The sequence below is a fragment of the Mesorhizobium loti genome, from assembly GCF_013170705.1.
In the GTDB taxonomy this organism is placed as follows: Bacteria; Pseudomonadota; Alphaproteobacteria; order Rhizobiales; family Rhizobiaceae; genus Mesorhizobium; species Mesorhizobium loti_D.
Genome location: NZ_CP033334.1, coordinates 5655726 through 5681088, shown reverse-complemented (window position 1 = coordinate 5681088; position 25363 = coordinate 5655726). Strand labels below are relative to the sequence as shown.

General features: G+C 63.4%; 26 protein-coding genes. 16 read left to right on the top strand and 10 right to left on the bottom strand.

Going from position 1 to position 25363, the window contains the following annotated elements; translation table 11 throughout:
• The 10 genes from EB815_RS27960 to EB815_RS27915 all read left to right on the top strand — a co-directional run bounded on the left by EB815_RS27960 (position 1) and on the right by EB815_RS27915 (position 6707).
• Positions 1 to 162 (top strand): hypothetical protein, encoded by a 162-nt coding sequence (locus tag EB815_RS27960; protein ID WP_081294770.1) that lies wholly within the window; start codon positions 1 to 3, stop codon positions 160 to 162.
• Complete coding sequence (locus tag EB815_RS27955; RefSeq protein ID WP_056563955.1) at positions 162 to 794, top strand: cytochrome c oxidase assembly protein; 633 nt, start codon at positions 162 to 164, stop codon at positions 792 to 794. Before EB815_RS27960 ends, EB815_RS27955 begins: the two co-directional genes overlap by 1 nt.
• 1 nt (position 795) lies before the next feature.
• Entirely contained in the window at positions 796 to 1674 is an 879-nt protein-coding gene (locus EB815_RS27950) for a cytochrome c oxidase subunit 3 (RefSeq protein WP_056563953.1), read from the top strand.
• Positions 1675 to 1765: 91 nt separating this feature from the next.
• A complete protein-coding gene (locus EB815_RS27945; RefSeq protein ID WP_056565625.1) occupies positions 1766 to 2257 on the top strand; it encodes a L,D-transpeptidase family protein in 492 nt (163 codons plus the stop codon).
• Between the two features lie 2 nt (positions 2258 to 2259).
• Positions 2260 to 2646 carry a DUF983 domain-containing protein gene (locus EB815_RS27940; protein WP_056563950.1) on the top strand — a complete coding sequence of 129 codons (387 nt, stop codon included), beginning with the start codon at positions 2260 to 2262 and terminating at the stop codon, positions 2644 to 2646.
• Positions 2643 to 3398, top strand: a complete 756-nt coding sequence (locus tag EB815_RS27935; RefSeq protein WP_056563948.1) for an SURF1 family protein — start codon at positions 2643 to 2645, stop codon at positions 3396 to 3398. The genes EB815_RS27940 and EB815_RS27935 overlap by 4 nt, the downstream gene beginning before the upstream one ends.
• A gap of 164 nt (positions 3399 to 3562) precedes the next feature.
• A complete protein-coding gene (ispH, locus tag EB815_RS27930) occupies positions 3563 to 4573 on the top strand; it encodes a 4-hydroxy-3-methylbut-2-enyl diphosphate reductase (protein ID WP_056563945.1) in 1011 nt (336 codons plus the stop codon).
• Positions 4574 to 4578: 5 nt separating this feature from the next.
• Positions 4579 to 5556 (top strand): homoserine kinase, encoded by a 978-nt coding sequence (locus EB815_RS27925; RefSeq protein WP_056563942.1) that lies wholly within the window; start codon positions 4579 to 4581, stop codon positions 5554 to 5556.
• The gene (gene rnhA, locus EB815_RS27920) at positions 5553 to 6080 is read left to right on the top strand and encodes a ribonuclease HI (RefSeq protein ID WP_056563937.1); all 528 of its coding nucleotides are present in this window, start codon (positions 5553 to 5555) and stop codon (positions 6078 to 6080) included. Before EB815_RS27925 ends, rnhA begins: the two co-directional genes overlap by 4 nt.
• 42 nt (positions 6081 to 6122) lie before the next feature.
• Positions 6123 to 6707 (top strand): histidine phosphatase family protein, encoded by a 585-nt coding sequence (locus tag EB815_RS27915; protein ID WP_056563933.1) that lies wholly within the window; start codon positions 6123 to 6125, stop codon positions 6705 to 6707.
• Between the two features lie 4 nt (positions 6708 to 6711).
• On the opposite strand, the gene EB815_RS27910 is transcribed toward EB815_RS27915, so the two are convergent.
• From EB815_RS27910 to EB815_RS27900, 3 genes are all read right to left on the bottom strand, one after another.
• A complete protein-coding gene (locus EB815_RS27910) occupies positions 6712 to 7188 on the bottom strand; it encodes a DUF2938 domain-containing protein (protein WP_056563930.1) in 477 nt (158 codons plus the stop codon).
• Between the two features lie 92 nt (positions 7189 to 7280).
• Complete coding sequence (locus EB815_RS27905) at positions 7281 to 7763, bottom strand: peroxiredoxin (RefSeq protein ID WP_065004956.1); 483 nt, start codon at positions 7761 to 7763, stop codon at positions 7281 to 7283.
• Between the two features lie 76 nt (positions 7764 to 7839).
• The gene (locus EB815_RS27900) at positions 7840 to 8646 is read right to left on the bottom strand and encodes a protein-disulfide reductase DsbD domain-containing protein (RefSeq protein WP_056563924.1); all 807 of its coding nucleotides are present in this window, start codon (positions 8644 to 8646) and stop codon (positions 7840 to 7842) included.
• 170 nt (positions 8647 to 8816) lie between these two features.
• Between EB815_RS27900 and EB815_RS27895 the strand changes: the two genes are divergently transcribed.
• The gene (locus EB815_RS27895; protein WP_056563921.1) at positions 8817 to 9425 is read left to right on the top strand and encodes a YqgE/AlgH family protein; all 609 of its coding nucleotides are present in this window, start codon (positions 8817 to 8819) and stop codon (positions 9423 to 9425) included.
• Between the two features lie 21 nt (positions 9426 to 9446).
• Here EB815_RS27895 and EB815_RS27890 read toward each other — a convergent pair whose 3' ends face one another.
• Genes EB815_RS27890 through thrC form a run of 4 tightly spaced genes read right to left on the bottom strand, consistent with a single transcriptional unit; the run spans position 9447 to position 15654 of the window.
• Entirely contained in the window at positions 9447 to 12335 is a 2889-nt protein-coding gene (locus EB815_RS27890; protein WP_056563918.1) for an EAL domain-containing protein, read from the bottom strand.
• 3 nt (positions 12336 to 12338) lie between these two features.
• On the bottom strand, positions 12339 to 12935 hold the full coding sequence (locus tag EB815_RS27885; protein WP_056563916.1) for a GNAT family N-acetyltransferase: 597 nt from the start codon (positions 12933 to 12935) through the stop codon (positions 12339 to 12341).
• A gap of 14 nt (positions 12936 to 12949) precedes the next feature.
• The gene (locus EB815_RS27880) at positions 12950 to 14242 is read right to left on the bottom strand and encodes a M16 family metallopeptidase (protein ID WP_056563914.1); all 1293 of its coding nucleotides are present in this window, start codon (positions 14240 to 14242) and stop codon (positions 12950 to 12952) included.
• A gap of 14 nt (positions 14243 to 14256) precedes the next feature.
• A complete protein-coding gene (gene thrC, locus EB815_RS27875; RefSeq protein ID WP_056565622.1) occupies positions 14257 to 15654 on the bottom strand; it encodes a threonine synthase in 1398 nt (465 codons plus the stop codon).
• Between the two features lie 129 nt (positions 15655 to 15783).
• Here thrC and EB815_RS27870 point away from each other — a divergent pair, with 129 nt between their 5' ends.
• Complete coding sequence (locus EB815_RS27870; RefSeq protein ID WP_056563912.1) at positions 15784 to 16515, top strand: hypothetical protein; 732 nt, start codon at positions 15784 to 15786, stop codon at positions 16513 to 16515.
• 42 nt (positions 16516 to 16557) lie between these two features.
• On the opposite strand, the gene EB815_RS27865 is transcribed toward EB815_RS27870, so the two are convergent.
• Positions 16558 to 17247: an HAD family hydrolase gene (locus EB815_RS27865; protein WP_056563909.1), complete on the bottom strand. Its 690-nt coding sequence runs from the start codon at positions 17245 to 17247 to the stop codon at positions 16558 to 16560.
• A gap of 176 nt (positions 17248 to 17423) precedes the next feature.
• Here EB815_RS27865 and EB815_RS27860 point away from each other — a divergent pair, with 176 nt between their 5' ends.
• On the top strand, positions 17424 to 18557 hold the full coding sequence (locus EB815_RS27860) for a site-specific DNA-methyltransferase (RefSeq protein WP_056563906.1): 1134 nt from the start codon (positions 17424 to 17426) through the stop codon (positions 18555 to 18557).
• 64 nt (positions 18558 to 18621) lie between these two features.
• On the opposite strand, the gene EB815_RS27855 is transcribed toward EB815_RS27860, so the two are convergent.
• Together EB815_RS27855 and mutY are read right to left on the bottom strand one after the other, a co-directional pair.
• Positions 18622 to 19233 (bottom strand): HAD family hydrolase, encoded by a 612-nt coding sequence (locus EB815_RS27855; RefSeq protein ID WP_056563903.1) that lies wholly within the window; start codon positions 19231 to 19233, stop codon positions 18622 to 18624.
• The gene (gene mutY, locus EB815_RS27850; protein WP_056563900.1) at positions 19226 to 20365 is read right to left on the bottom strand and encodes an A/G-specific adenine glycosylase; all 1140 of its coding nucleotides are present in this window, start codon (positions 20363 to 20365) and stop codon (positions 19226 to 19228) included. The genes EB815_RS27855 and mutY overlap by 8 nt, the downstream gene beginning before the upstream one ends.
• 54 nt (positions 20366 to 20419) lie before the next feature.
• Here mutY and EB815_RS27845 point away from each other — a divergent pair, with 54 nt between their 5' ends.
• The 3 genes from EB815_RS27845 to smc all read left to right on the top strand — a co-directional run bounded on the left by EB815_RS27845 (position 20420) and on the right by smc (position 25343).
• Positions 20420 to 20929 (top strand): DUF721 domain-containing protein, encoded by a 510-nt coding sequence (locus EB815_RS27845; protein ID WP_056563897.1) that lies wholly within the window; start codon positions 20420 to 20422, stop codon positions 20927 to 20929.
• Between the two features lie 154 nt (positions 20930 to 21083).
• Positions 21084 to 21827: a DsbA family protein gene (locus tag EB815_RS27840; RefSeq protein WP_056563894.1), complete on the top strand. Its 744-nt coding sequence runs from the start codon at positions 21084 to 21086 to the stop codon at positions 21825 to 21827.
• Between the two features lie 57 nt (positions 21828 to 21884).
• A complete protein-coding gene (gene smc / locus EB815_RS27835; protein ID WP_056563891.1) occupies positions 21885 to 25343 on the top strand; it encodes a chromosome segregation protein SMC in 3459 nt (1152 codons plus the stop codon).
• The last annotated feature ends 20 nt before the right edge of the window (positions 25344 to 25363 follow it).

Here is a 25363-nt window from a genome sequence, read left to right as displayed (position 1 = left end):
ATGGTCGAGGAGAAGCTCGAGACGGTCACCCTGACCGATCGCCAGAGGAAGGCCCAGCGCAGCCGGTCCATCGCCATAGGCCTGGCGCTGGCGGTGCTGGTCGTCATTTTCTACATCGCGACGATCGTGAAGTTCGGCCACAATTTGTCGGGCAAGATGTGATGAGCGTCGAGACGCCCAAAAAGACGGCCGGCAAAAACAGCAACCGCATCGTCGCTGCTGTTTGCCTTGCCTTCTTCACCGGCATGATCGGCATGGCCTATGCCGCCGTGCCGCTCTACAAGATGTTCTGCCAGGCGACCGGCTATGGCGGCACGACGCAACGTGTCGAGAAGCAGTATGCCGGCCGCGTGCTCGACCGCGAGATCACCGTCCGCTTCGACGCCAATATTGCCGGCGTGCCGTGGGAGTTCCAGCCGGTCCAGCGCTCGATGACCATGAAGATCGGCGAGACAGTGCAGGCGCACTATCAGGCGACGAACAAGTTCGATCGCCCCGTTACCGGCCGCGCCACCTTCAACGTGCAGCCGGAACTGGCGGGTCCTTACTTCAACAAGGTCGAGTGCTTCTGCTTCACCGATACGTCGCTGAAGCCCGGCGAGACGCTGGACATGCCGGTCCTGTTCTATGTGGACCCCGACATCGTGAATGTGCCGGAACTGAAGGACGTGAAGACGATCACGCTGTCCTACACGATGTTCCCGGTCGAGAAGAACAAGCCGGTCGCCTCCTCGGAGCCGGCCAAGGGCAACAGCAAGACAGTTTCAGATACCGAAGCAAATCTCGGGGGTTGATATGGCAGACGCGCACGCAAAACATCACGACTATCATCTCGTCGACCCGAGCCCATGGCCCTTCCTGGGCTCGATCGGGGCGCTCGTCATGGCCTTCGGCGGTGTCTGCCTCATGGAGTACCTGAAGGGCGGCTCTTTTCCGATATTCGGCTTCAACATCGCCAACCCGTGGCTGTTCTTCATCGGCCTGGTGATCGTGCTCTACACGATGTTCGCCTGGTGGTCGGATACGATCAAGGAAGCGCATGAGGGCCATCATACGCGGGTCGTGTCGCTGCATCTGCGCTATGGCATGATCATGTTCATCGCCTCGGAGGTGATGTTCTTTGTTGCCTGGTTCTGGGCCTATTTCGATGCCAGCCTTTTTGCCGGAGAGGCACAGAACTACGCGCGCAAGGCATTTACTGGTGGCGTCTGGCCGCCCAAGGGCATGGAGGTTCTCGATCCCTTCCACCTGCCGCTCTATAACACTGTTATCCTTCTCCTGTCCGGCACCACGGTCACCTGGGCGCATCATTCGCTCATCCATGGCGATCGCAAGGGGCTGATCAACGGCCTGGTGCTGACCGTCGGCCTGGGCATGCTGTTCACCATGGTGCAGGCCTACGAGTACATGCACGCTCCGTTCGGCTTCAAGGATTCCATCTACGGCGCGACCTTCTTCATGGCGACCGGCTTCCACGGCTTCCATGTCATCATCGGCACCATCTTCCTGCTGGTCTGCCTGATCCGGGCGATGAAGGGCGACTTCACCCCCAAGCAGCATTTCGGCTTCGAGGCTGCTGCCTGGTACTGGCACTTCGTCGACGTGGTCTGGCTGTTCCTGTTTGCATCGATCTACGTCTGGGGATCGGTCGGCGCGGTGATCGAAGGCCACTGATCCGGGCGTTCAGCATTTGGATTTCTGGAAGGCGGCCACGGCGACGGGCCGCCTTCTTCTTTTCGGCGCAATGATCGCCGATCGGTTGCCGATGCGGCGGACAGTTTCCTGGGCGATTTGCGCATTCATTCTCCTGGCATTCCCGGTCCTTGCGGCTGAGAAGGTCGATCTGGTGCGTGTCCGCAAGGCGGAACGGCGGCTCGAACTGGTCGGTGACGGCAAGGTCCTGCGCAGCTACGGCATCGCGCTCGGTGGAAATCCCTTCGGCCACAAACGCAAGGAGGGCGATCAGCGTACGCCCGAGGGCCGCTATATTCTCGATTGGCGCAACCCCGACAGCATCGCGCACAAGTCGATCCACATCTCCTATCCCAATGCCGACGATCTGGCGGCCGCGAAGGCGCGCAATGCCGATTCCGGCGGCATGATCATGATCCATGGCCAGCCGAATGGCTTCGGCTGGTGGGGCTGGCTGCTTCAATTGGTCGACTGGACCGATGGCTGCATTGCCGTTACGGATTCCGACATGGACGAAATCTGGGCAATGGTGACCGATGGGACACCGATCGAGATCGAGAAATAACCATGAATGACGACAAAGCGATCTGGCCTCCGATCGATCCGATTTCGGCCGGCCTGCATGGCCGCTGCCCACGCTGCGGCGAGGGGCGGTTATTTTCCGGGTTCCTCACCGTCGGCAAGCGCTGCATCAATTGCGGCTTGGATTATTCCTTCGCCGACGCGGGCGACGGGCCGGCGGTCTTCGTCATCCTGATCATCGGCTTCATCATCGTCGGCCTGGCTCTCTGGGTCGAAGTGACGCTGAGCCCGCCGCTCTGGCTTCATCTGCTGATATGGATTCCGCTGGCCCTGGTGCTGTGCCTGACGGCGCTGCGGCTGATCAAGGGTGTGCTGCTCACCCTGCAATACGCCAACAAAGCGGCCGAAGGCCGGCTGGACCACGGCGAATGAGCGAGGCCTCCGTCAAGGATCGTGGCCGTTCGCGGCCGCGATCGGCGTTGCTGCTCGGCCTTGGCCTGCTGCTGCTTTTGATCCTTCTGGCGCTCGGCACCTGGCAGGTCCAGCGCCTGCACTGGAAAGAAGGCCTTCTGCAGACCATCGATCGACGCACCCACTCGGTGCCAGTGCCGCTGGCCGAGGTCGAGAAGGAATTCGCCTCGACCGGCGACGTCGACTACACGCCGGTCACGGTCTCCGGCACATTCCTGCATTCGGGCGAGCGCCATTTCTACGCGACCTGGGAAGGTGACGCCGGCTTCAACGTCTACACGCCGTTGGCCCTCGACGACGGGCGCTTCGTGTTGGTCAATCGCGGCTTCATCCCCTACGACCTCAAGGATGCAGCCAAGCGCGCCAAGGGGCAGGTGACGGGCAGGGTCACGATCACCGGGCTCGCTCGCAATCCGCTGCCGGCGAAACCGTCGATGATGCTTCCCGACAATGACGTGGCGAAGAACATTTTCTATTGGAAGGACCGCGACGTCATGGCGGCGAGCGCCGGCCTGCCGGCCGGGTTCACGCTGGTGCCGATCTTCATCGACGCCGACAAGACGCCGAATCCCGGTGGTCTGCCGATCGGAGGCGTCACCATCATCGACCTGCCGAACAGCCACCTGCAATATGCTGTCACCTGGTATGGGCTTGCCGCGGCACTCGCAGCCGTGCTCATCCTGCGGCTTCGCCGTCCCGCGAAAGAGGAATGAACGCGCGAGCCGCCTTTCCACCGCCGCCCCACCGCCGCCCCCTTTCTGCCGATGCCCCCTTTCTACCGATGCCCCCTTTTCTACAGATGCCCTTGACAGGGCCCGCTCTTGACAGAACAGGGGTAGGCACCTCATTTCGGCGGTGACGAACCGGCTAGGATTCAATGCTTCAGACAATCGCCAAGCCTCCTCTGACGATACGGCTCTGCCAGCCTCGCGGTTTCTGCGCCGGCGTCGACCGTGCCATCCAGATCGTCGTGCTGGCGCTGAAGAAATATGGCGCGCCGGTCTATGTCCGCCACGAGATCGTGCACAACCGCTACGTCGTCGAAGGACTGCAGAGCCTTGGCGCCGTCTTCATCGAGGAGCTTTCCGAAATCCCGCCCGAGCATCGGCAGTCGCCGGTCGTCTTCTCGGCGCACGGCGTGCCCAAATCGGTGCCGGCGGACGCGCAGGCGCGCAACCTGTTCTATCTGGACGCCACCTGTCCGCTGGTCTCGAAAGTCCACAAACAGGCGATGCGCCATCAGCGGCTTGGCCGCCATGTACTGTTGATCGGCCATGCCGGACACCCAGAGGTGATCGGCACGATGGGGCAATTGCCCGAGGGCGCGGTCACGCTGATCGAGACCGAGGCCGATGCGGCCAGGCTTGTGCCGACCGATCCGAAGGCGCTTGGCTTCGTCACCCAAACCACGCTTTCGGTCGAGGACACCGCCGGCATCATCCGTGCGCTGCGGGACCGTTTTCCCGACCTTCAGGCGCCCGCGGCGGAATCGATCTGCTATGCCACCACCAATCGCCAGGAAGCGGTCAAGGACACCGCGCCGGGGGCTGATCTCTACCTGATCGTCGGCGCCCCGAATTCCTCCAATTCGCGCCGCCTTGTCGAGGTCGCGGAGCGTGCCGGCGCCACGATGTCGCTTCTCGTGCAGCGCGCCGCCGAGATTCCGTGGAATGAGATCGGCAACATTTCGACCCTTGGCCTGTCGGCGGGTGCATCGGCGCCGGAGATCATCGTCGACGAGATCATCGACGCGTTCCGCCAGCGCTTCGATGTGACGATCGACCTGGCCATCACGGCCACCGAAACAGAGGATTTTCCGGTCATGCGGGTACTGCGCGATGTCGAACTGACGCCGGCCGACATGGCCTTCGTCAATGGAGCCGCGTAAGGCACATGGCGGTCTACACCGATGTTGCGGAGGGCGAACTCGGCGCTTTCCTGAAGCACTACCCGGTCGGCGATCTCCTGTCCTACAAGGGCATCGCCGAAGGCACCGAGAATTCGAACTTCCTGCTGCACACCTCCACCGGCTCCTACATCCTGACGCTCTATGAGAAGCGCGTCGAGAAGGCGGACCTGCCGTTCTTCCTTGGGCTGATGGGCCATCTCGCCAACAAGGGCGTGTCCTGCCCGCTGCCGGTGACAGCGCATGACGGCAGCGTCATCGGCACACTCGCCGGCCGTCCGGCGGTCATCATCACCTTCCTCGAAGGGCTTTCGCTGCGACGGCCGACAGCGACGCATTGCGCCGAAGTCGGCAAGGCGCTGGCCGCCCTGCACCTGGCCGGCGCCGATTTCTCGATGACCCGTCCCAACGCGCTCGCCATCGAAGGCTGGCGCAAGCTGTGGACCGCAGCCCGCGGCCGGGCCGACGAGGTTGAGCCGGGCCTGGCGGCCGAAGTCGATGCCGACTTCGCCGATTTCGAGCGGAACTGGCCAAAGGGTCTCCCCGAAGGCATCATCCATGCCGATCTTTTCCCGGACAATGTGTTTTTCCTCGGCGAAAAGCTCTCCGGCCTGATCGACTTCTATTTCGCCTGCAACGACCTCTACGCTTACGACGTCGCCACCTGCCTCAACGCCTGGTGCTTCGAGAAGGATTTTTCCTTCAATCTCACGAAGGGCAAGGCGCTGCTCGCCGGCTATCAGAGCGTGCGGCCCCTGAGCGATCAGGAAAAGGCAGCCCTTCCGATCCTGGCTCGCGGCTCGGCCCTGCGCTTCATGTTGACCCGGCTCTACGACTGGCTCACCGTTCCCGATGGTGGCCTGGTCATGAAGCGCGATCCGACCGAGTACATCAGACGGATGCGGTTCCATCGGGCAATCAAATCTGCTTCGGAATATGGATTGGCCGAATACGGGGTATCATGAGCAAACAGGTTGAAATCTTCACCGACGGCGCCTGTTCGGGCAATCCCGGCCCTGGCGGCTGGGGTGCGATCTTGCGCTTCAACGGCACCACCAAGGAACTTTCGGGCGGCGAGGCCGAGACGACCAACAACCGCATGGAGTTGCTGGCCGCCATCTCGGCGCTCAATGCGCTGAAGGAGCCTTGCACGGTCGAGCTTCACACCGACAGCAAATATGTCATGGACGGCATTTCCAAATGGATCCATGGCTGGAAGAAGAACGGCTGGAAGACCGCCGACAAGAAGCCGGTCAAGAACGGTGAACTGTGGCAGGCGCTCGACGAAGCCAACCGGCGCCACAAGGTCACCTGGAACTGGGTCAAGGGCCATGACGGTCATACCGAGAACGAACGCGCCGACGAGTTGGCCAGGGAAGGCATGGCGCCGTTCAAGAAAGGCTCCTTCAAGCCGGTGGGGCCGAAGCCGGATGTCCAGGCAAGACAGCCGCCGGCCACGAAAGCGCGTCGTTCGACACAGAGCTATTGATTTCCGGCAACTGCTCCGTGCTCAGGTAGTAACCTCTCGACCATGCCGATCCTCTACTATGTGACGCATCCCCAGGTTCAGGTCGATGCCACCGTTCCCGTGCCGGAATGGGGTCTATCGGACGTCGGCCGGGCGAGAGCCGTTGCCATGCTTGATCAACCGTGGGTCGGATCGATCCGGCGCATCGTATCTTCCGCTGAACGCAAGGCGATAGAAACCGCTGAGATCCTCGCAAGCCATGTCGGCCTTGCCGTCGATGTGAGGGAACGGACGCATGAGAATGACCGGTCGGCGACAGGCTTCCTGCCGCCGCTGGAGTTCGAAGCGGTCGCCGACGAGTTCTTCGCCAATCCGCGCAAAAGCGTTCGCGGGTGGGAGCGGGCAATGGATGCGCAACATCGTATCGTGAGCGAGGTCCGCGCCGTGCTCGGCACGCATGACGCTGGCGACATTGCTATTGTGGGCCATGGAGGCGTGGGAACGCTCCTCCTTCTCTCCCTCGGCGGGCGGGAAATCAGCCGCGACGCGGATCAGCCGGCCGGCGGCGGCAACTATTTTGCCTACGATATCGGCGTGCGTCACGTCATCCACGGATGGCGGCCGATCGACAGGCTGGAACAGCCCTGAAGCCTCAGCGGATCAGCAGCGCGGTGCTCCAAAGCCCGAGCGCGAACACTGTGTGCGAAACCAGGTTGAGCGCCCGGATCCGCATGGGATTGGGTCGTTTCGACGCTGCCCATCCCGCTCCCATGCCGGGCGCCAGCAGAAACCAGCCGGCACCGACGGTGACGATGCCGAGGATGAAGGCCGGCAGGAAGGTCGGCGCGGCAAGCCAGCCGGCACCAGCCACCACCACCAGGATGATGCCGTAGACGATGCCGACGAAATAGTGAAAGGCCCAGCCCAACGCCACTTCGTGCGCGTAGGGCGCTGCATCGCCGATATCATCGTGAAAGACCTTGTCACCGAGATGCCAGACCCAGCGCCCGACCGGTCCCCAGTTTGGCCGTGGCTGGCCGAACGCCTTGTGCAGGAAAATGGCCCAGAGATCCATCAGCGCCGTGGCGCCGACGCCGATCGCGATAACGCGCCAGAAGACGTCAAACATTGTTGGGACCCCCGAAAAATCGGCAGCTCTGGAGTGCAAGCGGTTCGGGCGAGGCCAGCCGTCGCTGCCTCGCCCGATGCAATCGTAAAAGTTCAGAGCTGTCCGAGAATGTGAGCCGCGCCGGACTCGTCGACGCCGGGCTTGGTCTCGACATTGACCGCGGTCACCTTGCCGTCGTCGACGACCATCGAAAACCGCTTCGAGCGCAGGCCCATGCCGCCACCGGAATAATCGGCATCGAGGCCGACCGCCTTGGCGAAATCGCCGTTGCCGTCGGCGAGGAACAGGATCTTGCCCTCACCGCCGGTGAAACGGGCCCAGACGCCCATGACATGAACGTCGTTGACCGAAACGACTGCGATGGTGTCGACGCCACGCGCCAGGATGGCGTCATGGTTTTCGAGATAGCCGGGCAGATGGTTGTTGCTGCAGGTCGGCGTGAAGGCGCCGGGAACACCGAACAGAACCACCTTCTTGCCCGGGAAAATCTCGGCTGACGTGATCGCCTTGGCGCCATCGGCGGTCATTGTCTTGAAAGTCGCCTCGGGCAGCTTGTCGCCAACGGAAATGGTCATGAGTTCCTCGCTTGGGGAATGGGAAGAGTGCGTGCTTGCGTAGCGAACTCGGCGGCTTCCTGCAACCATCGAGGCATCAAGGGAAAGGCAGCAGTCCTTCGACCGCACCCGCCGAACTCGTCAGTGTGTAATGAAGCCCGCCATCCGTGGGCGTTGTCGAAGGACGGTCGAGGATCGGTACGGTGAAGATCAGCTTGCCATCCTTCTCGCTGCGGGAGGGGGCGCCGAACATGTAGTCCCGCTCACCGGCGACGAAGAAATCCGCCGCCTCCGGGTCACCGGGAAAGCTTGCCTCGACAACCAGCGTCTCGTGGTCGCCCGGCAGCACGTTGATGCCGAAATCAGGCCTTGCCTGCGCCGGCAAAGCCGTGAAACTCGCCTTTACCAATGCTGCGTCGTCAGCATTGTCGGGATCGGAAGTGGGGTCGACGGTCAGCCGCGTCTGCACCGGGATGCAGATCGTTTCACAAATGCCGAGAAAGATATCTGCGTCGATGACCGCCGGTTGGTTCGGGGTCGCCAGCGTGAACGTCACGGGCAGCGAAACCGGATAATTGTAGCCGGCCCATTTGCCATAACCATCGTCGTGGCGCTGGGGCGCCGGAAACGAGAGGGCGGCATTGGCGATATTGGTGCTGGCTGAAATGTCGAGTTGCGGCGGCACGCCAGCGTCGCCTGGATCGCGCCAATAGGTCTTCCAGCCGGGCTTGAGCGCTATGTCGAGCACGCCCTGGATGCGGCCGGCCTGGTCCGGTTTGCCTGATGTCACCAGCCGCACCTTGCCGCCTTCGCTGTTGTACCAGGCGGATGAGGAAGCGGAGGCGGGGAGGACGGTCACCAATCCGATGGCGGTGCCGAGCACCAGGATTTTTAAGCTTTGCATGGCGGTGATTTGATCGTCCGTTCGCGGCGGTGCAATGATTTCATGGCCTTGCCGGCATCATATTTGCGTGACCCCCGGTGGCAAGCAAGGCCCACCGGCAACATGGGCTTTGGTCGAATCCGGCGCGGCACATCTTTTCGGCGCCCGGGAAACACGGTACCCTCCCTGCCATGGATTTGTTGCGCCACAAGAAGACGGCCGCTGGACGCGGCTTTCTCGACGATCAGTTCCTGATTGCCATGCCCGGCATGAAGGACGACCGTTTCACGCGCTCGGTCATCTACATCTGCGCGCACAGCGATGAAGGCGCGATGGGCCTGATCATCAACCAGACACAGCAGATGCTGTTTCCGGACCTTCTCGTGCAACTCGGCATCATGAACGAGCAGGAGGCGATCCGCCTGCCGGCGCAGGCGCGCGATTTCGTCGTGCGCAATGGCGGCCCTGTCGATCGCAGCCGGGGCTTCGTGCTGCATTCCGGCGACTATCGCGTGGAATCGTCGCTGACCGTTTCCGACGATATCTGCCTGACGGCAACGGTCGACATCTTGCGCGCCATATCGTCGGGCCGCGGCCCGCGCCATGCGCTGATGGCACTGGGTTATTCTGGCTGGGGCGCCGGCCAACTGGAAACCGAGATCGCCGAGAATGGCTGGCTGACCTGCCCGGCCAGCCCCGGGCTTCTGTTCGACGCCGATATCGAGCGCAAATACGATCGCATCCTCGCCTCGATCGGCATCGATCTGGCGCATCTTAGCCTCGCCGCCGGTCACGCCTGAAGCTGCCGAAGCGTGGACGCATCACGCCTGCGTCAGCGGATATTGTTCCTTCAACGTCTTCAGCACCTGGTCGCCCGGCATCGGGGCGCCGAACATGAAGCTTTGGACGTATTCGCAACCCATCTGACGCAGTTCCAGCGCGTCGCGCTCGTCCGATATGCCCTCGGCGACCACCGACAGGCCGAGCTCATGCGCCATGTTGACCATGGATTTGAGCAGCACAGCGCGCTTGGGCGTGTTGTCGTCGACGAAACTCTTGTCGATCTTGATGGTGTCGAACGGGAACCGCGTCAGATAGGCAAGCGAGGAATAGCCGGTGCCGAAATCGTCCAGCGACAGCCCGATGCCGAGTTGCTTCAGCTTGGTCAGCACATGGGCGGTCTGCTCGGGATTATCCATGACAAGGGACTCGGTGAGTTCCAGCCGGAAGCAGCGCGGCTTCAGATTGGCCCGCGCGATGACCGAGCGGACATCACTGACCAGGTCGCGGCGGATGAGCTGACGGCTGGACAGGTTGACCGAGACCGACAGCGGCGCATCGCCGATCTGCTTCTGCCATCCAGCGAGATCCTCGGCCGCCTGCTGCATGGCGAACAGCCCAAGCTGCACGATCAGCCCGCAGCTTTCGGCGACCGGGATGAAGTCCGCCGGCGGGATCATGCCGCGACGCGGATGATCCCAGCGCAGCAAGGCTTCGAAGCCGGCAACGCTGCCATCTTCCAGGCGCACGATCGGCTGGTAGGCAAGCGTGAATTCGCGCCGCTCGATGGCGCGCCGCAAATCGGATTCGAACTGCAGCCGGTCGGTGCCGACGGTGCGGAAAGCCGGGCGGAACGGCTCGATCCTGTCGCCGCCAAAACGCTTGGCCTGGTGCATGGCAAGCTCGGCGTCCTTGACCATGTCCTCGGCAGAGGTCTGCGCTGATGTCCAGGTGATCAAGCCGATCGAGGCGGTCAGCACGATCTCGCGCTTGGCGAAGGTGATCGGGTTGTTGATCGCGTGCTTGATGGCATCCGCCACACCGGCGATGCGGGCAGGGTCCTGTTCGGACAAAAGCATCAGCGCGAACTGATCGCCGGCGAAGCGCGACAGTGAATCCTTCGGCTTCAGCAGCCGGTGCAGGCGGCGCGCTATGGTGAGCAGGATGGTGTCACCGGCCGAGATGCCGAGCCCGTCATTGACCTGCTTGAAGCGGTCTATGTCGATGACGAAGACGGTCGGACGTACCTTCTCTTCGGTGCGTGCGATCGAGATGATCGCTTCCAGCCGGTTCATGAACAATTCGCGGTTCGGCAGGCCGGTCAGGTTGTCGTGCACGGCGTCGTGCAGCAGCCGCTCCTCGGACTTCTTCTGCTCGGTGACGTCGACCATGGTGCCGACGCAGCGTATGACCTCGCCGTCCGATCCGATGACGGGGCGCGCGCGGAGGGCGAACCAGTGGTAATGCCCGTCGGCGCCACGCAGGCGGAAATTCTGCGCCACCCGGCCACGGCGATGCTCCAGCACCACGTCGAGCGTCGTGCGGAACGTGTCGCGGTCGTCGGCATGCAGCACCGGCAGCCAGTTGCGCGCCGCCCCCCCCAGGCTGTTGGGCGCCAGGCCGAGCTGGATGCTGACATCGGGCTTGGTGACCACACGGTCGCGCAGGACGTCCCAGTCCCACACCGTGTCGCCCGAACCGGCAACCGCCAGCGCCTGGCGTTCGAGGTCGGAGAACAGCCCCTGATGCAGCGCGCCGCCGGCAAAGGCATGTTGCATGACGGTGAAGCCGATCAGCAGGATGATCAGGATCAGCCCGCCGCCGAGCGCCGGCTGGGCGATGTCGTTGTCGAGCATGCCGGTGATCGCCATCCACGACCCGCATAGCCACAACAGAACCATGACCCAACTGGGCACCAGCATGATCGCACGATCATAGCCGCGAATCCCGAGGAAGATGATCAGCCCGAGCCCGGTCAACGCGGTGGCGGCAAAGGAGATACGGGCGATGCCGGCGGCGACCGCCGGATCGACTATGGCGACACCGGCGATCAGGAGCAGCCCAAGGATCCAGACCAGGGCGCCGTAGCTGAAATGGCCGTGCCATCGGTTGAGGTTGAGATAAGCGAACAGGAACACCACGAAGGTCGCGGCAAGCGCCACCTCCGTACCAGCTCGCCACATCTGCTCATTGCCGGGCGAAATCTCGATGACCTTGTTGAGGAAGCCGAAATCGACGCAGATATAGGCAAGCACCGCCCAAGCAAGGGCTGCGGTCGCCGGGAACATGGAGGTTCCCTTGACCACGAAAAGGATGGTCAGGAACAGTGCCAGCAGACCGGCGATGCCGATGACGATGCCGCGAAACAGCGTATAGGAGTTGACCGAGTCCTTGTAGGCTTCCGGCTCCCAGAGATACACCTGCGGCAGCTTGGGCGAGGCGAGCTCGGCGATGAAGGTGATCACCGTTCCCGGGTTCAGCGTCACCCGGAACACATCGGCATCGGGGCTGGTCTGGCGGTCGAGCGCGAAGCCCTCGCTGGGCGTGATGGCGGCAATGCGGGTGGCGCCAAGATCGGGCCAGAAGATGCCGGAATTCACCAGTCGGAAATGCGGCGCCACGATCAGCCTGTCGAGCTGCTGGTCGGTGGTGTTGGCCAGCGCGAACACCGCCCAGTCACCGGTCGAGCGCGCGTCATTGGCCTCGACCTCGATGCGCCGCACGATGCCGTCTGGCCCGGGCGCCGTCGACACCTGGAAGTTCTCACCCTGGTTGCGGTAGATCTCGAAGGCGCGCGACAGGTCGAGCGCGACGTCGTCGCGGGCGATCTTGATCGGTTCGACGGCAAAGGCCGACGATGCCGCGCACAGCGTCAGGATTGCCGCGAGGACAAAGGCGAACAGCGGCCCGTTGCGCAGGAAATTCGTCAAAAATCAGTCCTTCGTTCCAGCGCTCGGCGGATCGTCCGCGATCCGGGCGTAGAGGTAGTGGTCCTGCCAGATGCCGTTGATCCTGAGATAGGATCTTAAGAGTCCTTCGCGCCGGAATCCGGCTTTTTCAAGCACGCGGACCGACCGGATATTGTCGGGAATACAGGCCGCTTCGATCCGGTGCAACCTCAGCGTATCGAAGGCAAAGCGGGCCACGACCTTGACCGCGTCGGTCATCAGCCCGCGGCCGCCGAAGCGCTCGCCGATCCAGTAGCCGACATGGCCGCTTTGCGAGACACCGTGGCGTATGTTGCCGAGCGTGATTCCGCCAGCCAGCTTGCCGCTCGACTTCTCGAAGATGAAGAAGGCGATCGCGGTGCCTTGCGCATAGTCCTCGCGGTAGCGGGAGATGCGCAGGCGCCATGCCGTGCGGTCGAGTTCGTCGGGCGTCCAGCGCGGCTCCCACGGCTCCAGGAATGCCCGGCTTTCGCCGCGCAACGTCGACCATTCACGGTAGTCATTGGTGAATGGAACGCGCAGCGTAACGAGGTTGCCCTTTAGCGCCGGCAGGTCACGGCGAAAGAAAGGGAGCGCGAACACGACGCTTTGGGGACTTAGACGGCGAGCCTGCGGGCCGTGGTCTGCGTGCCCGGAAGCGAATCGAGAATCGCCTCATATGGCGCCAGCGTACCCACGGGCCCGACAGCGGTAAGCGTCGGCTTGGTCGAGAACATCCGCGACGACAGGTCGGTCAGCCGCTCCACGGTCAGCGCCGAGAGGCGCTCCATCAATTCCTCCTTGGCGATCGGCCTGCCGAACAAGAGCAGTTGCCGCGCGATCTGCGAGGCCCGGCTGGCCGGGCTTTCGGCCGACATGATCAGCCCGGCGCGATACTGGGCGCGCGCCCGGTCGAGTTCTTCCTGCAGGATGCTCTCTCCGGCCTTCTGCAGTTCGTCGATGATGACAGGTACCAGTTCGGCAATGTCGCTCTGGCCGGTCGCGGCGTGGACGCCGAATATGCCGGTGTCGGAAAAGCCCCAGTGGAAAGCATAGACCGAATAGCACAGGCCACGTTTCTCACGGACTTCCTGGAACAGCCGCGACGACATGCCGCCGCCGAGGATCATCGACAGCACCTGCGAGGCGTAGAAGTCGCGCACATGGTAGGCGCGGCCCTCGAAGCCCAGCACGATCTGCGCATCCATCAGGTCGCGGTCCTCGCGGAAATCGCCACCGACATACTGCGCATATTGCGGAATGGTGCTGTCGGCCTTGCTGCGAAAGCCGCCGAGCTGCTTCTCGACCTCGCGCACGAAATTGTCGTGCTTGATGTCGCCTGCGGCCACGATCACCATCCGCTCGGCGCCGTATTGGCGTTCGATGAAGTCGTGCAACTGCTTGGAAGTGAAGGATTTGACGGTTTCCGGCGTGCCCAGAATGGAGCGGCCGATTGTCTGGTGGCGAAAGGCCGTCTCGGTGAAACGGTCGAAGACGATATCATCGGGTGTGTCGTGCGCTGCACCGATCTCCTGCAGGATCACATGCTGCTCGCGTTCGAGTTCCTGCGGGTCGAATTCGGACTCCTGCAGTATGTCCGCAAGGATGTCGACCGCCAGCGGCACGTCGTCGGACAGCACCCTGGCGTAATAGGACGTGGTCTCGACGCTGGTGGCGGCGTTGATCTCGCCGCCGACATCCTCGATTTCCGAGGCGATTTCGAAAGCGCTTCGCCGCTTTGTGCCCTTGAACGCCATATGCTCGAGCAGATGGGCCATGCCATGCTCTTCGTCACGTTCATTGCGGGCGCCGGACTTGACCCAGGCACCCAAGGCAACCGATTCGATACTTGGAAGGGTTTCGGTGGCGACTGTCAGGCCGTTCGACAGACGGCTTACCTCAACACCCATATGGCTCGTACTCCCTAACGCGCCGCCCGCGCGCGGCGGCTGACGTAATCTTCCACCATTTTCAGGTCGGATGGAAGTACCGTGTATTTTTCCTCAAATGTCATCAATCCCCCTAGCCATGCGGGCAGGGCGGGCGAGACGCCGCTGGCGGCTTCGACGGCGGCCGGAAATTTCGCCGGATGGGCGGTGCCCAGTACCACCATGGGCACGGCGCCTGATGTTTTGCCGGCCGCGACATGCACGGCTGCGGCGGTATGCGGATCCAGAAGATAATTGCTGGCCGCGAGCGTCGAGCGGATGGTGGCGGCGACCTCGTCCATGGTGGCGCGGCCGGCGTCGAATTCGGACCGCATCCCATTGATTTCGCGGGTTTCAATGGTGAAGGCGCCGGACTGCTTCAGGCCATCCATGTAGCGCCGCACGGTCGCCGCGTCACGGTTCGAGGCCTCGAACAGCAGGCGTTCGAAATTCGACGACACCTGGATATCCATCGATGGCGAGGTGGTGGCGAAGACGCCCTTGGTGCGGTATTCGCCGGTGGCGAAGGTGCGGGCCAATATGTCGTTGTCGTTGGTGGCGATGACCAGCCGTTCGATCGGCAGGCCCATCTTCTTGGCAGCGTAGCCGGCAAAGATATCGCCGAAATTGCCGGTCGGCACCGTGAACGACACCGGCCTGTCCGGTGCGCCGAGCGACAGGGCCGAGGAGAAATAGTAGACGATCTGGGCCATGATGCGCGCCCAGTTGATCGAGTTGACCCCCGACAACGCCACCCGGTCACGGAAAGCGTGGTCGTTGAACATGTCCTTGAGCAGGCCCTGGCAGTCGTCGAAATTGCCTTCGATCGCCAGCGCATGGACGTTTTCAGCCTTCGAGGTCGTCATCTGCCGCTGCTGCACCGGCGAAACGCGGCCATGCGGGAAAAGGATGAAGATGTCGGTCCGGCTGCGCCCGGCAAAGGCGTCGATGGCCGCGCCGCCGGTGTCGCCTGAAGTGGCGCCGACGATGGTGGCATGCTGGTCGCGTTCGGCAAGCACATGGTCCATCAGCCGGGCGAGCAGCTGCATTGCCACGTCCTTGAACGCCAGCGTCGGTCCATGGAAGAGTTCGAGGACAAACGTGTTGGGGCCGGTCTGGACCAGCGGGCAGACCGCTTCGTGGCGGAAGGTGGCATAGGCTTCACGGACCAGGCGTTCGAAGACCGGAGCCGCGATCTCGCCGCCGAGGAACGGCGCCAGCACGCGTATGGCAAGGTCGGGATAGGCAAGGCCTCGCATGGCACGGATGTCGGCTGCCGAGAAGTGCGGCCACTCGCGTGGCACGTAGAGTCCGCCATCACGGGCCAGGCCGGCCAGCACGGCATCGGAAAATCCAAGCGCGGGCGCTTCGCCGCGCGTACTCACATATTGCATGTCCCAGTCCCGTTGCTGCTCGGCTCTTCCGTTCACCACAAGGTGGTTAATTTCTGTGCCGGCTCCAGTCGCATTTTTGCCGCGCCGTTGATATACGTCACCAGCTTTACGAGAGGGAAGTGCAGTTTCATGGCGTTTCGTACATCACGTGGCCGCTTTTTGGCGGGTCTTGCGCTCACCGGCTTTATGCTCGCCGCCGCCGGCTGCCAATCGGGCGACAATGGCATCCTTGACCTCGGCTTCGGCAAGAAGAAGGACCCGGCAGCGCCACCGCCGCCGCAGGATCCCAAGGTCCTGGCCAGCCAGTTGAACGCCTATTGCCCGAGGGTGACGGTGCGCGACGGTACGGCCTTCTTCAACACCTATGCCAACGAGGTCAAGAAGGCCAAGCCCAAAGTCAAGAAAACAGGCGACGCCGCGGCTGATGCCGCTGCTCAGGCTGCTGCCGACGCCGCAGCCGCCACTCCGCCCGACGATTCGGCGAGGATCATTTACCAGGCGTCGATTGCCGACGTGACCCGTGATTGTGGCCGTGCCGACGGACAGATGACCATGAAGATAGCGGTCGCCGGCAAGATCGTGCCGGGACCCAAGTTCTCGCCCGGCACCATCACCATGCCGATCCGCACCGCGGTGATGCACGGCACCGAGGTGCTCTACTCGCAGATCCACCAGTATCAGGTCCAGGTCACCGATCCCTCGGTCGCAACCCAGTTCGTCTTCACCGATTCCAATGTCGTCGTGCCGGCGCCGACGGCGCAGGACTATCAGGCCTATGCCGGCTATGACGAAACCGCGCCGAAGGGGACGACCGACAAGCCGAAGAAGACCCACAGGAAGAAGGCCGCGGCGACGAACTGAGCGGCCATGGACACAGCGTGCGTCCGCCCGGGCGCCCGCGTCTCAGGCGTCAGCCGACCATTCCGATAGTGCCGCGATAACGCTTTTCAACTCGGCCCAGCGGCGGATCACCGTCTCGGCGCCGGCCTCTGTCAGCGCGTCGGCATGGCCGGGATAGCTGTGGCTGGCGCCGGTGAAGCCGATCACGCGCATGCCGGCTGTCCTGGCGCCGGTGACGCCGTGCACGGAATCCTCGATGACGAAGGTGTTCGCCGGGTCCGCGCCTAGTTTTTCCGCCGCGAACAGGAACACGTCCGGGGCGGGCTTGGTCTTTTTGCTCGGGATCTCCAGCGCCGAGAAGATACGGCCGGCGAAAAACGGCAGCAGATGCAACTTCTCCAGCATGAATTCGATCCGCGCCGAACGTGAGTTGGAGCAGATGCAGCGCTGTGTCGTGACCGAGGCCACCGCCTCGCGCACGCCCTCGATGGCGCGGACGTCGCTTCGCAGTTTGCGGTCGACCAGATCCTCGGCGCGATCGATCAGTGACGCCTGGAACGGGATCTTGGACTTCTCCTCGATCCGCATCAGGATGTCCTTGAACGTGAGGCCCGCATAGGTCTCCGCGATCTCCTCGGCCGAGATTTCGTATCCGGCCAGGGTTATCAACTCCGCCTCGACCCGCGCGGCGATGATTTCGGAATCGACGAGCACGCCGTCGCAATCGAAAATGACAAGGTCTGGCTGGGGCATGGTGATCCGGAATAAGGAGGGTGGAGGAATGGCCTCTCGGCTCAAGCGGCGCGGCATACACCAATGGCCCGGTCTTCGCAAACCTGACGGATGATCGCGCCGGCCTTCACCGAATATTTACGCTGATCGGTAACCATAACGGGGAGTAAACAGTAACGCGTGCCTCGGGTGTAAAAATGTCTGCCGTGCGTCTTCTCGACGAGCTTTCCCTTGCCCCCCAGCAATCCGAATGGCTGGACACGATCCTGAAAGGCGACTGCGTCGCGGCCCTCGACCGCTTGCCGGAAAAATCGGTCGACGTCATCTTCGCCGATCCGCCCTACAATCTGCAGCTCGACGGCGATCTGCATCGCCCCGATCAGTCCAAGGTCAACGCGGTCGACGACGACTGGGATCAGTTCGAGAGTTTTGAAGCCTACGACGCTTTCACCCGTGCCTGGTTGCTGGCGGCGCGGCGAGTGCTGAAGCCCAACGGCACGATCTGGGTCATTGGCTCCTACCACAACATCTTCCGGGTCGGCGCCAAGATGCAGGATCTGGGCTTCTGGATCCTCAACGACGTGGTCTGGCGCAAGACCAATCCGATGCCGAATTTCCGCGGTCGCCGCTTCCAGAACGCCCATGAGACGATGATCTGGGCCTCGCGCGACCAGAAAGGCAAGGGCTACACTTTCAACTATGAAGCGTTGAAGGCGTCCAATGACGATGTCCAGATGCGCTCCGACTGGCTGTTCCCGATCTGCACCGGCGGCGAGCGGCTGAAGAACGACAATGGCGACAAGCTGCACCCGACACAGAAGCCTGAAGCGCTGCTGGCCCGCATCATGATGGCCTCGACCAAGCCGGGCGACATCGTGCTCGATCCTTTCTTCGGCTCCGGCACGACAGGCGCCGTGGCCAAGCGCCTCGGCCGCCATTTCGTCGGCATCGAGCGCGAGCAGGCCTATATCGACGCCGCCAATGAGCGCATCGATGCGGTGCGGCCGCTGCAGGATGCCGATTTGACTGTCCTGACCGGCAAGCGCGCCGAGCCGCGCGTTGCCTTCGTCAGCCTGATCGACACCGGGCTGGTGATGCCGGGCGCCACGCTCTATGACGCCAAGAAGCGCTGGGCGGCCAAGGTGCGTGCCGACGGTACGGTGGCGATCGGCGACAGCGCCGGCTCGATCCACAAGATCGGCGCCGAAGTGCAGGGGCTGGATGCCTGCAACGGCTGGACGTTCTGGCACTATGAGCGCAGCGGTGGGCTCACCCCGATCGACGAACTGCGCCGCATTGCCCGCCTCGGCATGGAGCGGGCAGGGGGTTGACCCCTGCCGATTGCCGCTTTCACGTTGATTCAAGATCCGAGCGGATCGCCGCAAGCGATTCAGATCACGCCTTGATCCCGAAGCGTTCAAGATCCGCTTTAAGCGTCCTGGCATCGGTGAACAGCACCGATTGCCAGCCCGCCGCCCGGGCGCCGTCGACATTCTTCTGGCTGTCGTCGATGAACAGCGTAGCCGATGGTTCGAGGCCGAACGCAGCCACGTGATGGTCGTAAATGTCGCGATCCGGCTTGATCTTGCCGATCTCGCCGGAGATGGTCACCCCACGCGGGCGCTCAAGAAAATCGAAGCGTTTGCGGGCTTCGGCCAAAGTGTCGGAGGCGAAGTTGGTCAGCATGGTCACATCATGGCCGCGCTCGATCAGGCTGAGCATGATGGCGACGCTGTCGTCATAGGCATGCGGCACCATTTCGTGCCAATGGCGGCGGAAATTGCGGATGTTTTCCGAATGATCCGGGTGCTCAGCGATCAGCAGCGCCTCGGCCTCTTCCCAGGTTCGTCCGCGATCCTGCTCGATGTTCCAGTCATGCGTGCAGACATTGTCGAAGAACCACTGTCTCTCTTCGGCATCGGGAATGAGGCGACTGAACGGGATGTTTGGATCGTAGTGGATCAGCACACGGCCGATGTCGAAAACGATGTGGCGGATTTCAGTCATGGGGCCTCTTTGCTTTGAGCGGTGACGGCTTTTTCGTCGCACCGGGTATCGCAGCCTCGATTGCCTTTTTCATGACAGTGGGCAGCGCCTCTCCGGCAATCTCATGGGCAGGTGACCAGAAACATCCTGCCGGCGCATCATCTTTTATGTTGGCGCGAAAGACGTCGAGCTCGAGGGCGAAATGGGTGAAGACATGCGTGATTGTCCCGGCGCGCCGCCAGTCGCCGGAAAAGGGCGCCGCCGCCGCTGTGGTGTCCCCATCCACCCGCGCCGTCCAGGCCGTGGTCGGCACCTCCGTCATGCCGCCCAGCAAACCTTTCTCGGGCCGTTTGCGCAGAAGAAGGGCACCGTCCTCTCGCACGGCCACGAAAGCAGCGCCGCGCCGCAGCGGCTTGTCGGCTTTCGGCAGCCGCACCGGGAAGTTTTCGGGATCGCCTGAAACGACGGCGCTGCAATCCTCGCGCAGCGGACACAGCATGCAGCGCGGCCGGCGCGGCGTGCAGATCGTGGCGCCAAGGTCCATCATCGCCTGGGCGAAATCGCCCGGCCTTGTCGGCGGCAGCAGGCGCTCGACATGGGCGCGTATCTCTGCCTTGGCTTCGCTGAGAGGCGTCGTGATCGAAAACAACCTCGAGATAACGCGTTCGACATTGCCGTCGACAACCGCAGCGGGACGGTCGAAAGCGATCGCCGTGATGGCGGCCGAGGTGTAGGCGCCGATGCCAGGCAGGTCTCTCAAGGCAGCCTCGGTGTCGGGAAAGCGGCCGCCACGCGCCGCCACCAGATCAGCGCAAGCCTTGAGGTTGCGCGCGCGGGAATAGTAGCCGAGCCCCGCCCAGGCCTTCATGACGTCCTCGGTTGGTGCCGAGGCCAGTGCCTCGACATCCGGCCATTTCTCGACAAAAGCACGGAAGTAGGATTTCACCGCCTCGACGGTGGTCTGCTGCAGCATGACTTCGGACAGCCAGATGCGGTAGGGATCCGGCCGCACGCCGCGTGCATGCTCACGCGGCGTCACGCGCCACGGCAGTTCGCGGTGGTGTACGTCGTACCAGGCAAGCAGCCGCGAGGCGGCATCGCCTGTCATTGCCTCGTGGGTCTGGGCCTTGCGGGTCTGGTCTGCTGGTGCCATTGATCTTGTGTTGGCCTTGCGGATATCGGGTGAGGTCGTGGCTGGAGAACGCACATGGCAGGGAAAAGGCGCTTCGGCAATCCTGTTCCGGTGAGCGATCTCGCCACCGAGATCCTCGATCCGGTGCTGCGCAAAAGGGCAGGCATCTCGATCGGCCTCGTCCAGTCCTGGGAAGAGATTGCCGGACCGCGCCTTGCCAGCCGCTCGCGGCCCGAGAAGATCCAGTGGCCGCGTCGCCTGCACGAGGACGATCCGTTCGAGCCGGCGGTACTGGTTATCGCCTGCGAGGGGATGGCGGCGCTTCATCTGCAACATGAGACCGGCGAGATCATCAACCGGGTCAACGCCTTCCTCGGCTTTACGGCAATAGGCCGCATCAGGATCGTGCAAAAACCGGTGACGTCGGACAAAGGACGGCCTAAACCCAGCTTCAGGCCCTTGACGGCGGCGGAGAAGACGAAATTGTCCAGCACGGTCGAACTGATCGAGGATGAAGGGTTGCGCGCCTCGCTGGAAAGGCTTGGCGCCACCATCCTGGGTGAAAGGAAGTCAAAAACCCCTTGAAGACAGTCATGAATTTGTCGTCAACATCTCGCATTCGTGATCGCCTTTATCGGGTTCCGCGATTGGATTGGAGATGGAGATGCCTTAATTCGCGCCAACTCTCGCCTTTTCGTGCCTTTGCATTGCAAAATCCAACCCTTGTCAGGTGATTCGTATGAACCGTCCTCCGTTCGGCAAAAGTCTGTCTCGCAGAAACGTCCTGTCTTCGCTGGCCGCAATCCCGGCGGTTGCCCTGCTTGCCGCCTGCAGCGACTCCGGCGAAGAGGCCAAGGCTGCGGATGTGAAGCCTGCTGATCCGGCCGCACCGGCAAAGCCGGCAACACCGGCGGCTGTCCAGGTGCCGGAAGCGCAGGGCACCGTCGACATGGCCGAATTGCTGAAGCCGGGCGCGCTGCCCGACAAGCAGCTCGGCAAGGATGACGCCAAGGTCACCATCGTCGAATACGCATCGATGACCTGCCCGCACTGCGCGCATTTCGCCGAGACCACCTTCCCGGATCTGAAGACCAAGTACATCGACACCGGCAAGGCGCGCTATATCCTGCGCGAATTCCCGTTCGATCCGAGCGCGGAAGCCGGTTTCATGCTGGCGCGCTGCGCCAAGGATAACTATTTCCCGATGGTGGACGTGCTGTTCCGGCAGCAGGCGAACTGGGTTGGCGTGTCGAACACCAAGGATGCGCTGCTGCAAATCTCGAAGCTCGCCGGTTTTACACAGGAGTCCTTCGAGGCCTGCTTGACGGACCAGAAACTTCTGGACGATGTGAGATCTGTCCAGAAGCGCGGCGCCAATGAATTCAAGGTCGACTCGACACCGACCTTCTTCATCAACGGTAAGACCTACAAAGGGGCGATGTCGATTGAGGAAATGTCGGCCATCATCGACCCTCTGCTCTGACATCAGGTCAGCGCTGAAGCGGCAGCGTTTCGGCGCTCGCCTCAATGGGGCGCGTGAATGAAGTTCTCGCGCCTTCGCCTCCTTGGTTTCAAGTCGTTCGTCGAGCCCGGCGAGTTCGTCATCGAACGCGGCCTGACGGGTATTGTCGGGCCGAACGGCTGCGGCAAGTCGAACCTTGTCGAGGCGCTGCGCTGGGTGATGGGCGAAAGCTCCTACAAGAACATGCGCGCGTCCGGCATGGACGATGTGATCTTTTCCGGCTCGGGTACGCGGCCCGCGCGCAATACCGCCGAAGTCACGCTTTTTCTCGACAATGCCGACCGCTCGGCGCCCGCCGCGTTCAACGATGCCGACGAATTGCAGGTGTCGCGCCGCATCGAGCGCGAGGCCGGCTCGCTCTATCGCATCAATGGCAAGGAAGCGCGCGCCAAGGACGTGCAGCTTCTGTTCGCCGACCAGTCGACCGGCGCGCGCTCGCCATCGATGGTCGGGCAGGGCCGTATCGGCGAGTTGATCCAGGCCAAGCCGCAGGCGCGCCGTGCGCTGCTGGAAGAGGCGGCCGGCATTTCCGGCCTGCACACCCGTCGCCACGAAGCGGAACTGCGGCTGAAGGCGGCTGAACAGAACCTCGAACGCCTGGACGATGTCGTCGGCGAGCTGGAAAGCCAGATCGAGAGCCTCAAGCGGCAGGCGCGCCAGGCGTCACGCTTCAAGAACCTGTCGGCCGATATCCGCAAGGCCGAAGCGACATTGCTGCATCTGCGCTGGACGCTGGCCAAGACACAGGAAGGCGAAGCGCGTTCGGCGCTGGCTGCCGCGACCGCCCTGGTTGGCGACCGCGCCGCCGCGCAGATGGCCGCCGCCAGGGAACAAGGGATCGGCGCTCATCGCTTGCCTGACCTGCGGGACGCGGAAGCCGCCGCCGCCGCCGCCTTCCAGCGCCTGTCGATCGCCAAGTCGCAGATCGAGGAGGAGGCCGGCCGCATCCGCAATCGCCAGGCCGAAATCGAGCGTCGGTTGCAGCAACTTGACGGCGATATCGCCCGCGAGGAGCGGATGGTGCGCGACAATGCCGATGTTCTTGAACGCCTGCGCACCGAAGAGGCTGTACTGAATTCCGAGAACGCCGGCGCCGCGGAACGGGAAGCCACCACCCGCGCTGCATTCGAGCAGGCGGCGTCGACGCTTGCGCAGAGCGAAGCCAAGCTCGCAGCTCTGACAGCCGAACGGGCCGAGGCCGCCGCCTCGCGCCATCAGATCGAACGGACGCTGCGCGAAACCGCCGAGCGCCGCGACCGCTTCGCCCGCCAACTCGCCGAGGTTGACCGCGAATTGTCGGACATCCTCTCCAAGGTGGCTGGCCTGCCGGATCCGGCCGAGAAGCGGGTGCTGGTCGAACAGGCCGTGGCGTTGCTCGAAGAATCCGAGGCAGCGGTGGCGCAGGCTGAGCAGTCGGTCATCGATGCCCGTGCCGCCGAAAGCGCTGCCCGGCCGCCGCTTCAGGACGCCAGGGCAGAGCTGGCGGGCATCGAGACCGAAGCGCGTACCCTGGCCAAGATACTCAATGCCGCCAGCGGCGATCTCTTTCCTTCGGTGCTGGAGCAGATCAGCGTCGAGCGCGGCTTTGAGACGGCGCTGGGTGCGGCCCTTGGCGAAGACCTCGACGTACCGCTCGACCGCAGCGCGCCGGTGCATTGGGGCGAAAGCCAGATCCAGCCCGGCGACGCGGCCTTGCCGGACGGCATCAAGAGCCTGGCCAGCGTGGTTCGTGCCCCCGCGCAATTGGCTCGCCGACTGGCGCAGATCGGCATCGTCGAGGCCGCTGACGGCCGCCGGCTGCAGGCGCTGCTTGCGCCGGGCCAGAGGCTGGTCAGCCGCGAAGGCGCGCTCTGGCGCTGGGACGGTCTCACGGCCAGCGCCGATGCGCCGACAGCCGCTGCACAACGGCTGGCGCAGAAAAACCGGCTTGCCGAACTCGATGCCGAAGCGGTGCAGGCGACGCTTGTCCTGCGCCAGGCCGAGGAGGCTCTGGCACAGGCCGAACAGGCGCTTCGCCAGGCAAGCGACGCTGAACGCAACACGCGCCAGGCCGGACGCGACGCCCAGCACCGCCTGGACGCTGCCCGCAATGCGCTGGCCGACGCCGAAAAGGCGGGCGGCGAGCTGTCGAGCCGGCGCGCGGCACTCGATGAGGCCCGCGCGCGCATCGTCGACAGCCATGAGGAAACCTCGGCGGCCTTCGTCGAGGCCGAAATGCTGCTGCAGGACGCGCCTGATCTCGGCGACCTGCAATTGCAGCTCGAACAGTCCTCGGCCAATGTCTCGCGCGACCGCGCCACGCTTGCCGATGCGCGTGCCGTCCACGAGGGATTGCGGCGTGAGGCCGAGGCACGCGCACGCCGGCTCGATGCAATCGGCGCCGAACGCAGCAACTGGCTGGTGCGTGCCGAAAACGCCTCGACCCAGATTGCATCGCTCGGCGACCGCAAGGCCGAGGCCGAGGCCGAGCGCGAACGCCTGGCTGATGCTCCCGACGAGATCGACGCCAAGCGGCGCGCGCTGCTGTCGCAGCTCGCCGAGGCCGAGACCTTGCGCAAGGCGGCCGCCGATCGCCTGCAGGAAGCGGAGAACAGGCAGGCCGAACTGGACAAGCTGGCCACATCGGCCATCCAGTCGCTGGCCGAGGCGCGCGAGACCCGTGCCCGTACCGAGGAAAGGCTGACGGCGGCCGACGAGCGCCGGCTTGAGGTCGAGGCGCGCATCCAGGAGACGCTGAACACGCCACCGCATCTGGTCATTCGCCATACCGGCCTCGAAGTCGACGCTCCGATGCCCGAGATGGCCGAGATCGAACGTCAGCTCGACCGCTTGAAGATCGAGCGCGAACGGCTCGGCGCCGTCAATCTGCGCGCCGAGGAAGAGCAGAAGGAGCTCTCCGACCGGCTGGAGGCGATCGTTTCCGAGCGCGAGGACATCATCGAAGCGATCCGCAAGCTCAGGCAAGCGATCCAGAGCCTCAATCGCGAAGGCCGCGAGCGGCTTCTCGCCGCCTTCGACGTGGTCAACAGCCATTTCCAGCGCCTGTTCTCGCACCTGTTCGGTGGCGGCACGGCGGAATTGCAGCTGATCGAATCCGAGGATCCGCTCGAGGCAGGTCTCGAAATTCTTGCCCGCCCGCCGGGCAAGAAGCCACAGACCATGACGCTGCTGTCGGGCGGCGAGCAGGCGCTGACGGCGATGTCGCTGATCTTCGCCGTCTTTCTGACCAATCCGGCGCCGATCTGCGTCCTCGACGAAGTCGACGCGCCGCTCGACGATCACAATGTCGAACGCTTCTGCAATCTCATGGACGAGATGGCCAAGACCACCGAGACGCGCTTCGTCATCATCACGCACAATCCGATCACGATGGCCCGCATGGACCGGCTGTTCGGTGTCACCATGGCCGAGCAGGGCGTGAGCCAACTCGTATCGGTCGATCTGCAGGCGGCTGAAGCGATGCGCGAGGCGAGCTGATACATCCGGGCTGATGGCGC

Bases quoted from the DNA above. Each gene is read 5' to 3' on its own strand.
- EB815_RS27960 (WP_081294770.1), top strand. From the start codon at position 1: ATGGTCGAGGAGAAGCTCGAGACGGTCACCCTGACCGATCGCCAGAGG.
- EB815_RS27955 (WP_056563955.1), top strand. From the start codon at position 162: ATGAGCGTCGAGACGCCCAAAAAGACGGCCGGCAAAAACAGCAACCGC.
- EB815_RS27950 (WP_056563953.1), top strand. From the start codon at position 796: ATGGCAGACGCGCACGCAAAACATCACGACTATCATCTCGTCGACCCG.
- EB815_RS27945 (WP_056565625.1), top strand. From the start codon at position 1,766: ATGCGGCGGACAGTTTCCTGGGCGATTTGCGCATTCATTCTCCTGGCA.
- EB815_RS27940 (WP_056563950.1), top strand. From the start codon at position 2,260: ATGAATGACGACAAAGCGATCTGGCCTCCGATCGATCCGATTTCGGCC.
- EB815_RS27935 (WP_056563948.1), top strand. From the start codon at position 2,643: ATGAGCGAGGCCTCCGTCAAGGATCGTGGCCGTTCGCGGCCGCGATCG.
- ispH (WP_056563945.1), top strand. From the start codon at position 3,563: ATGCTTCAGACAATCGCCAAGCCTCCTCTGACGATACGGCTCTGCCAG.
- EB815_RS27925 (WP_056563942.1), top strand. From the start codon at position 4,579: ATGGCGGTCTACACCGATGTTGCGGAGGGCGAACTCGGCGCTTTCCTG.
- rnhA (WP_056563937.1), top strand. From the start codon at position 5,553: ATGAGCAAACAGGTTGAAATCTTCACCGACGGCGCCTGTTCGGGCAAT.
- EB815_RS27915 (WP_056563933.1), top strand. From the start codon at position 6,123: ATGCCGATCCTCTACTATGTGACGCATCCCCAGGTTCAGGTCGATGCC.
- EB815_RS27910 (WP_056563930.1), bottom strand. From the start codon at position 7,188: ATGTTTGACGTCTTCTGGCGCGTTATCGCGATCGGCGTCGGCGCCACG.
- EB815_RS27905 (WP_065004956.1), bottom strand. From the start codon at position 7,763: ATGACCATTTCCGTTGGCGACAAGCTGCCCGAGGCGACTTTCAAGACA.
- EB815_RS27900 (WP_056563924.1), bottom strand. From the start codon at position 8,646: ATGCAAAGCTTAAAAATCCTGGTGCTCGGCACCGCCATCGGATTGGTG.
- EB815_RS27895 (WP_056563921.1), top strand. From the start codon at position 8,817: ATGGATTTGTTGCGCCACAAGAAGACGGCCGCTGGACGCGGCTTTCTC.
- EB815_RS27880 (WP_056563914.1), bottom strand. From the start codon at position 14,242: ATGGGTGTTGAGGTAAGCCGTCTGTCGAACGGCCTGACAGTCGCCACC.
- thrC (WP_056565622.1), bottom strand. From the start codon at position 15,654: ATGCAATATGTGAGTACGCGCGGCGAAGCGCCCGCGCTTGGATTTTCC.
- EB815_RS27870 (WP_056563912.1), top strand. From the start codon at position 15,784: ATGGCGTTTCGTACATCACGTGGCCGCTTTTTGGCGGGTCTTGCGCTC.
- EB815_RS27865 (WP_056563909.1), bottom strand. From the start codon at position 17,247: ATGCCCCAGCCAGACCTTGTCATTTTCGATTGCGACGGCGTGCTCGTC.
- EB815_RS27860 (WP_056563906.1), top strand. From the start codon at position 17,424: ATGTCTGCCGTGCGTCTTCTCGACGAGCTTTCCCTTGCCCCCCAGCAA.
- EB815_RS27855 (WP_056563903.1), bottom strand. From the start codon at position 19,233: ATGACTGAAATCCGCCACATCGTTTTCGACATCGGCCGTGTGCTGATC.
- mutY (WP_056563900.1), bottom strand. From the start codon at position 20,365: ATGGCACCAGCAGACCAGACCCGCAAGGCCCAGACCCACGAGGCAATG.
- EB815_RS27845 (WP_056563897.1), top strand. From the start codon at position 20,420: ATGGCAGGGAAAAGGCGCTTCGGCAATCCTGTTCCGGTGAGCGATCTC.
- EB815_RS27840 (WP_056563894.1), top strand. From the start codon at position 21,084: ATGAACCGTCCTCCGTTCGGCAAAAGTCTGTCTCGCAGAAACGTCCTG.
- smc (WP_056563891.1), top strand. From the start codon at position 21,885: ATGAAGTTCTCGCGCCTTCGCCTCCTTGGTTTCAAGTCGTTCGTCGAG.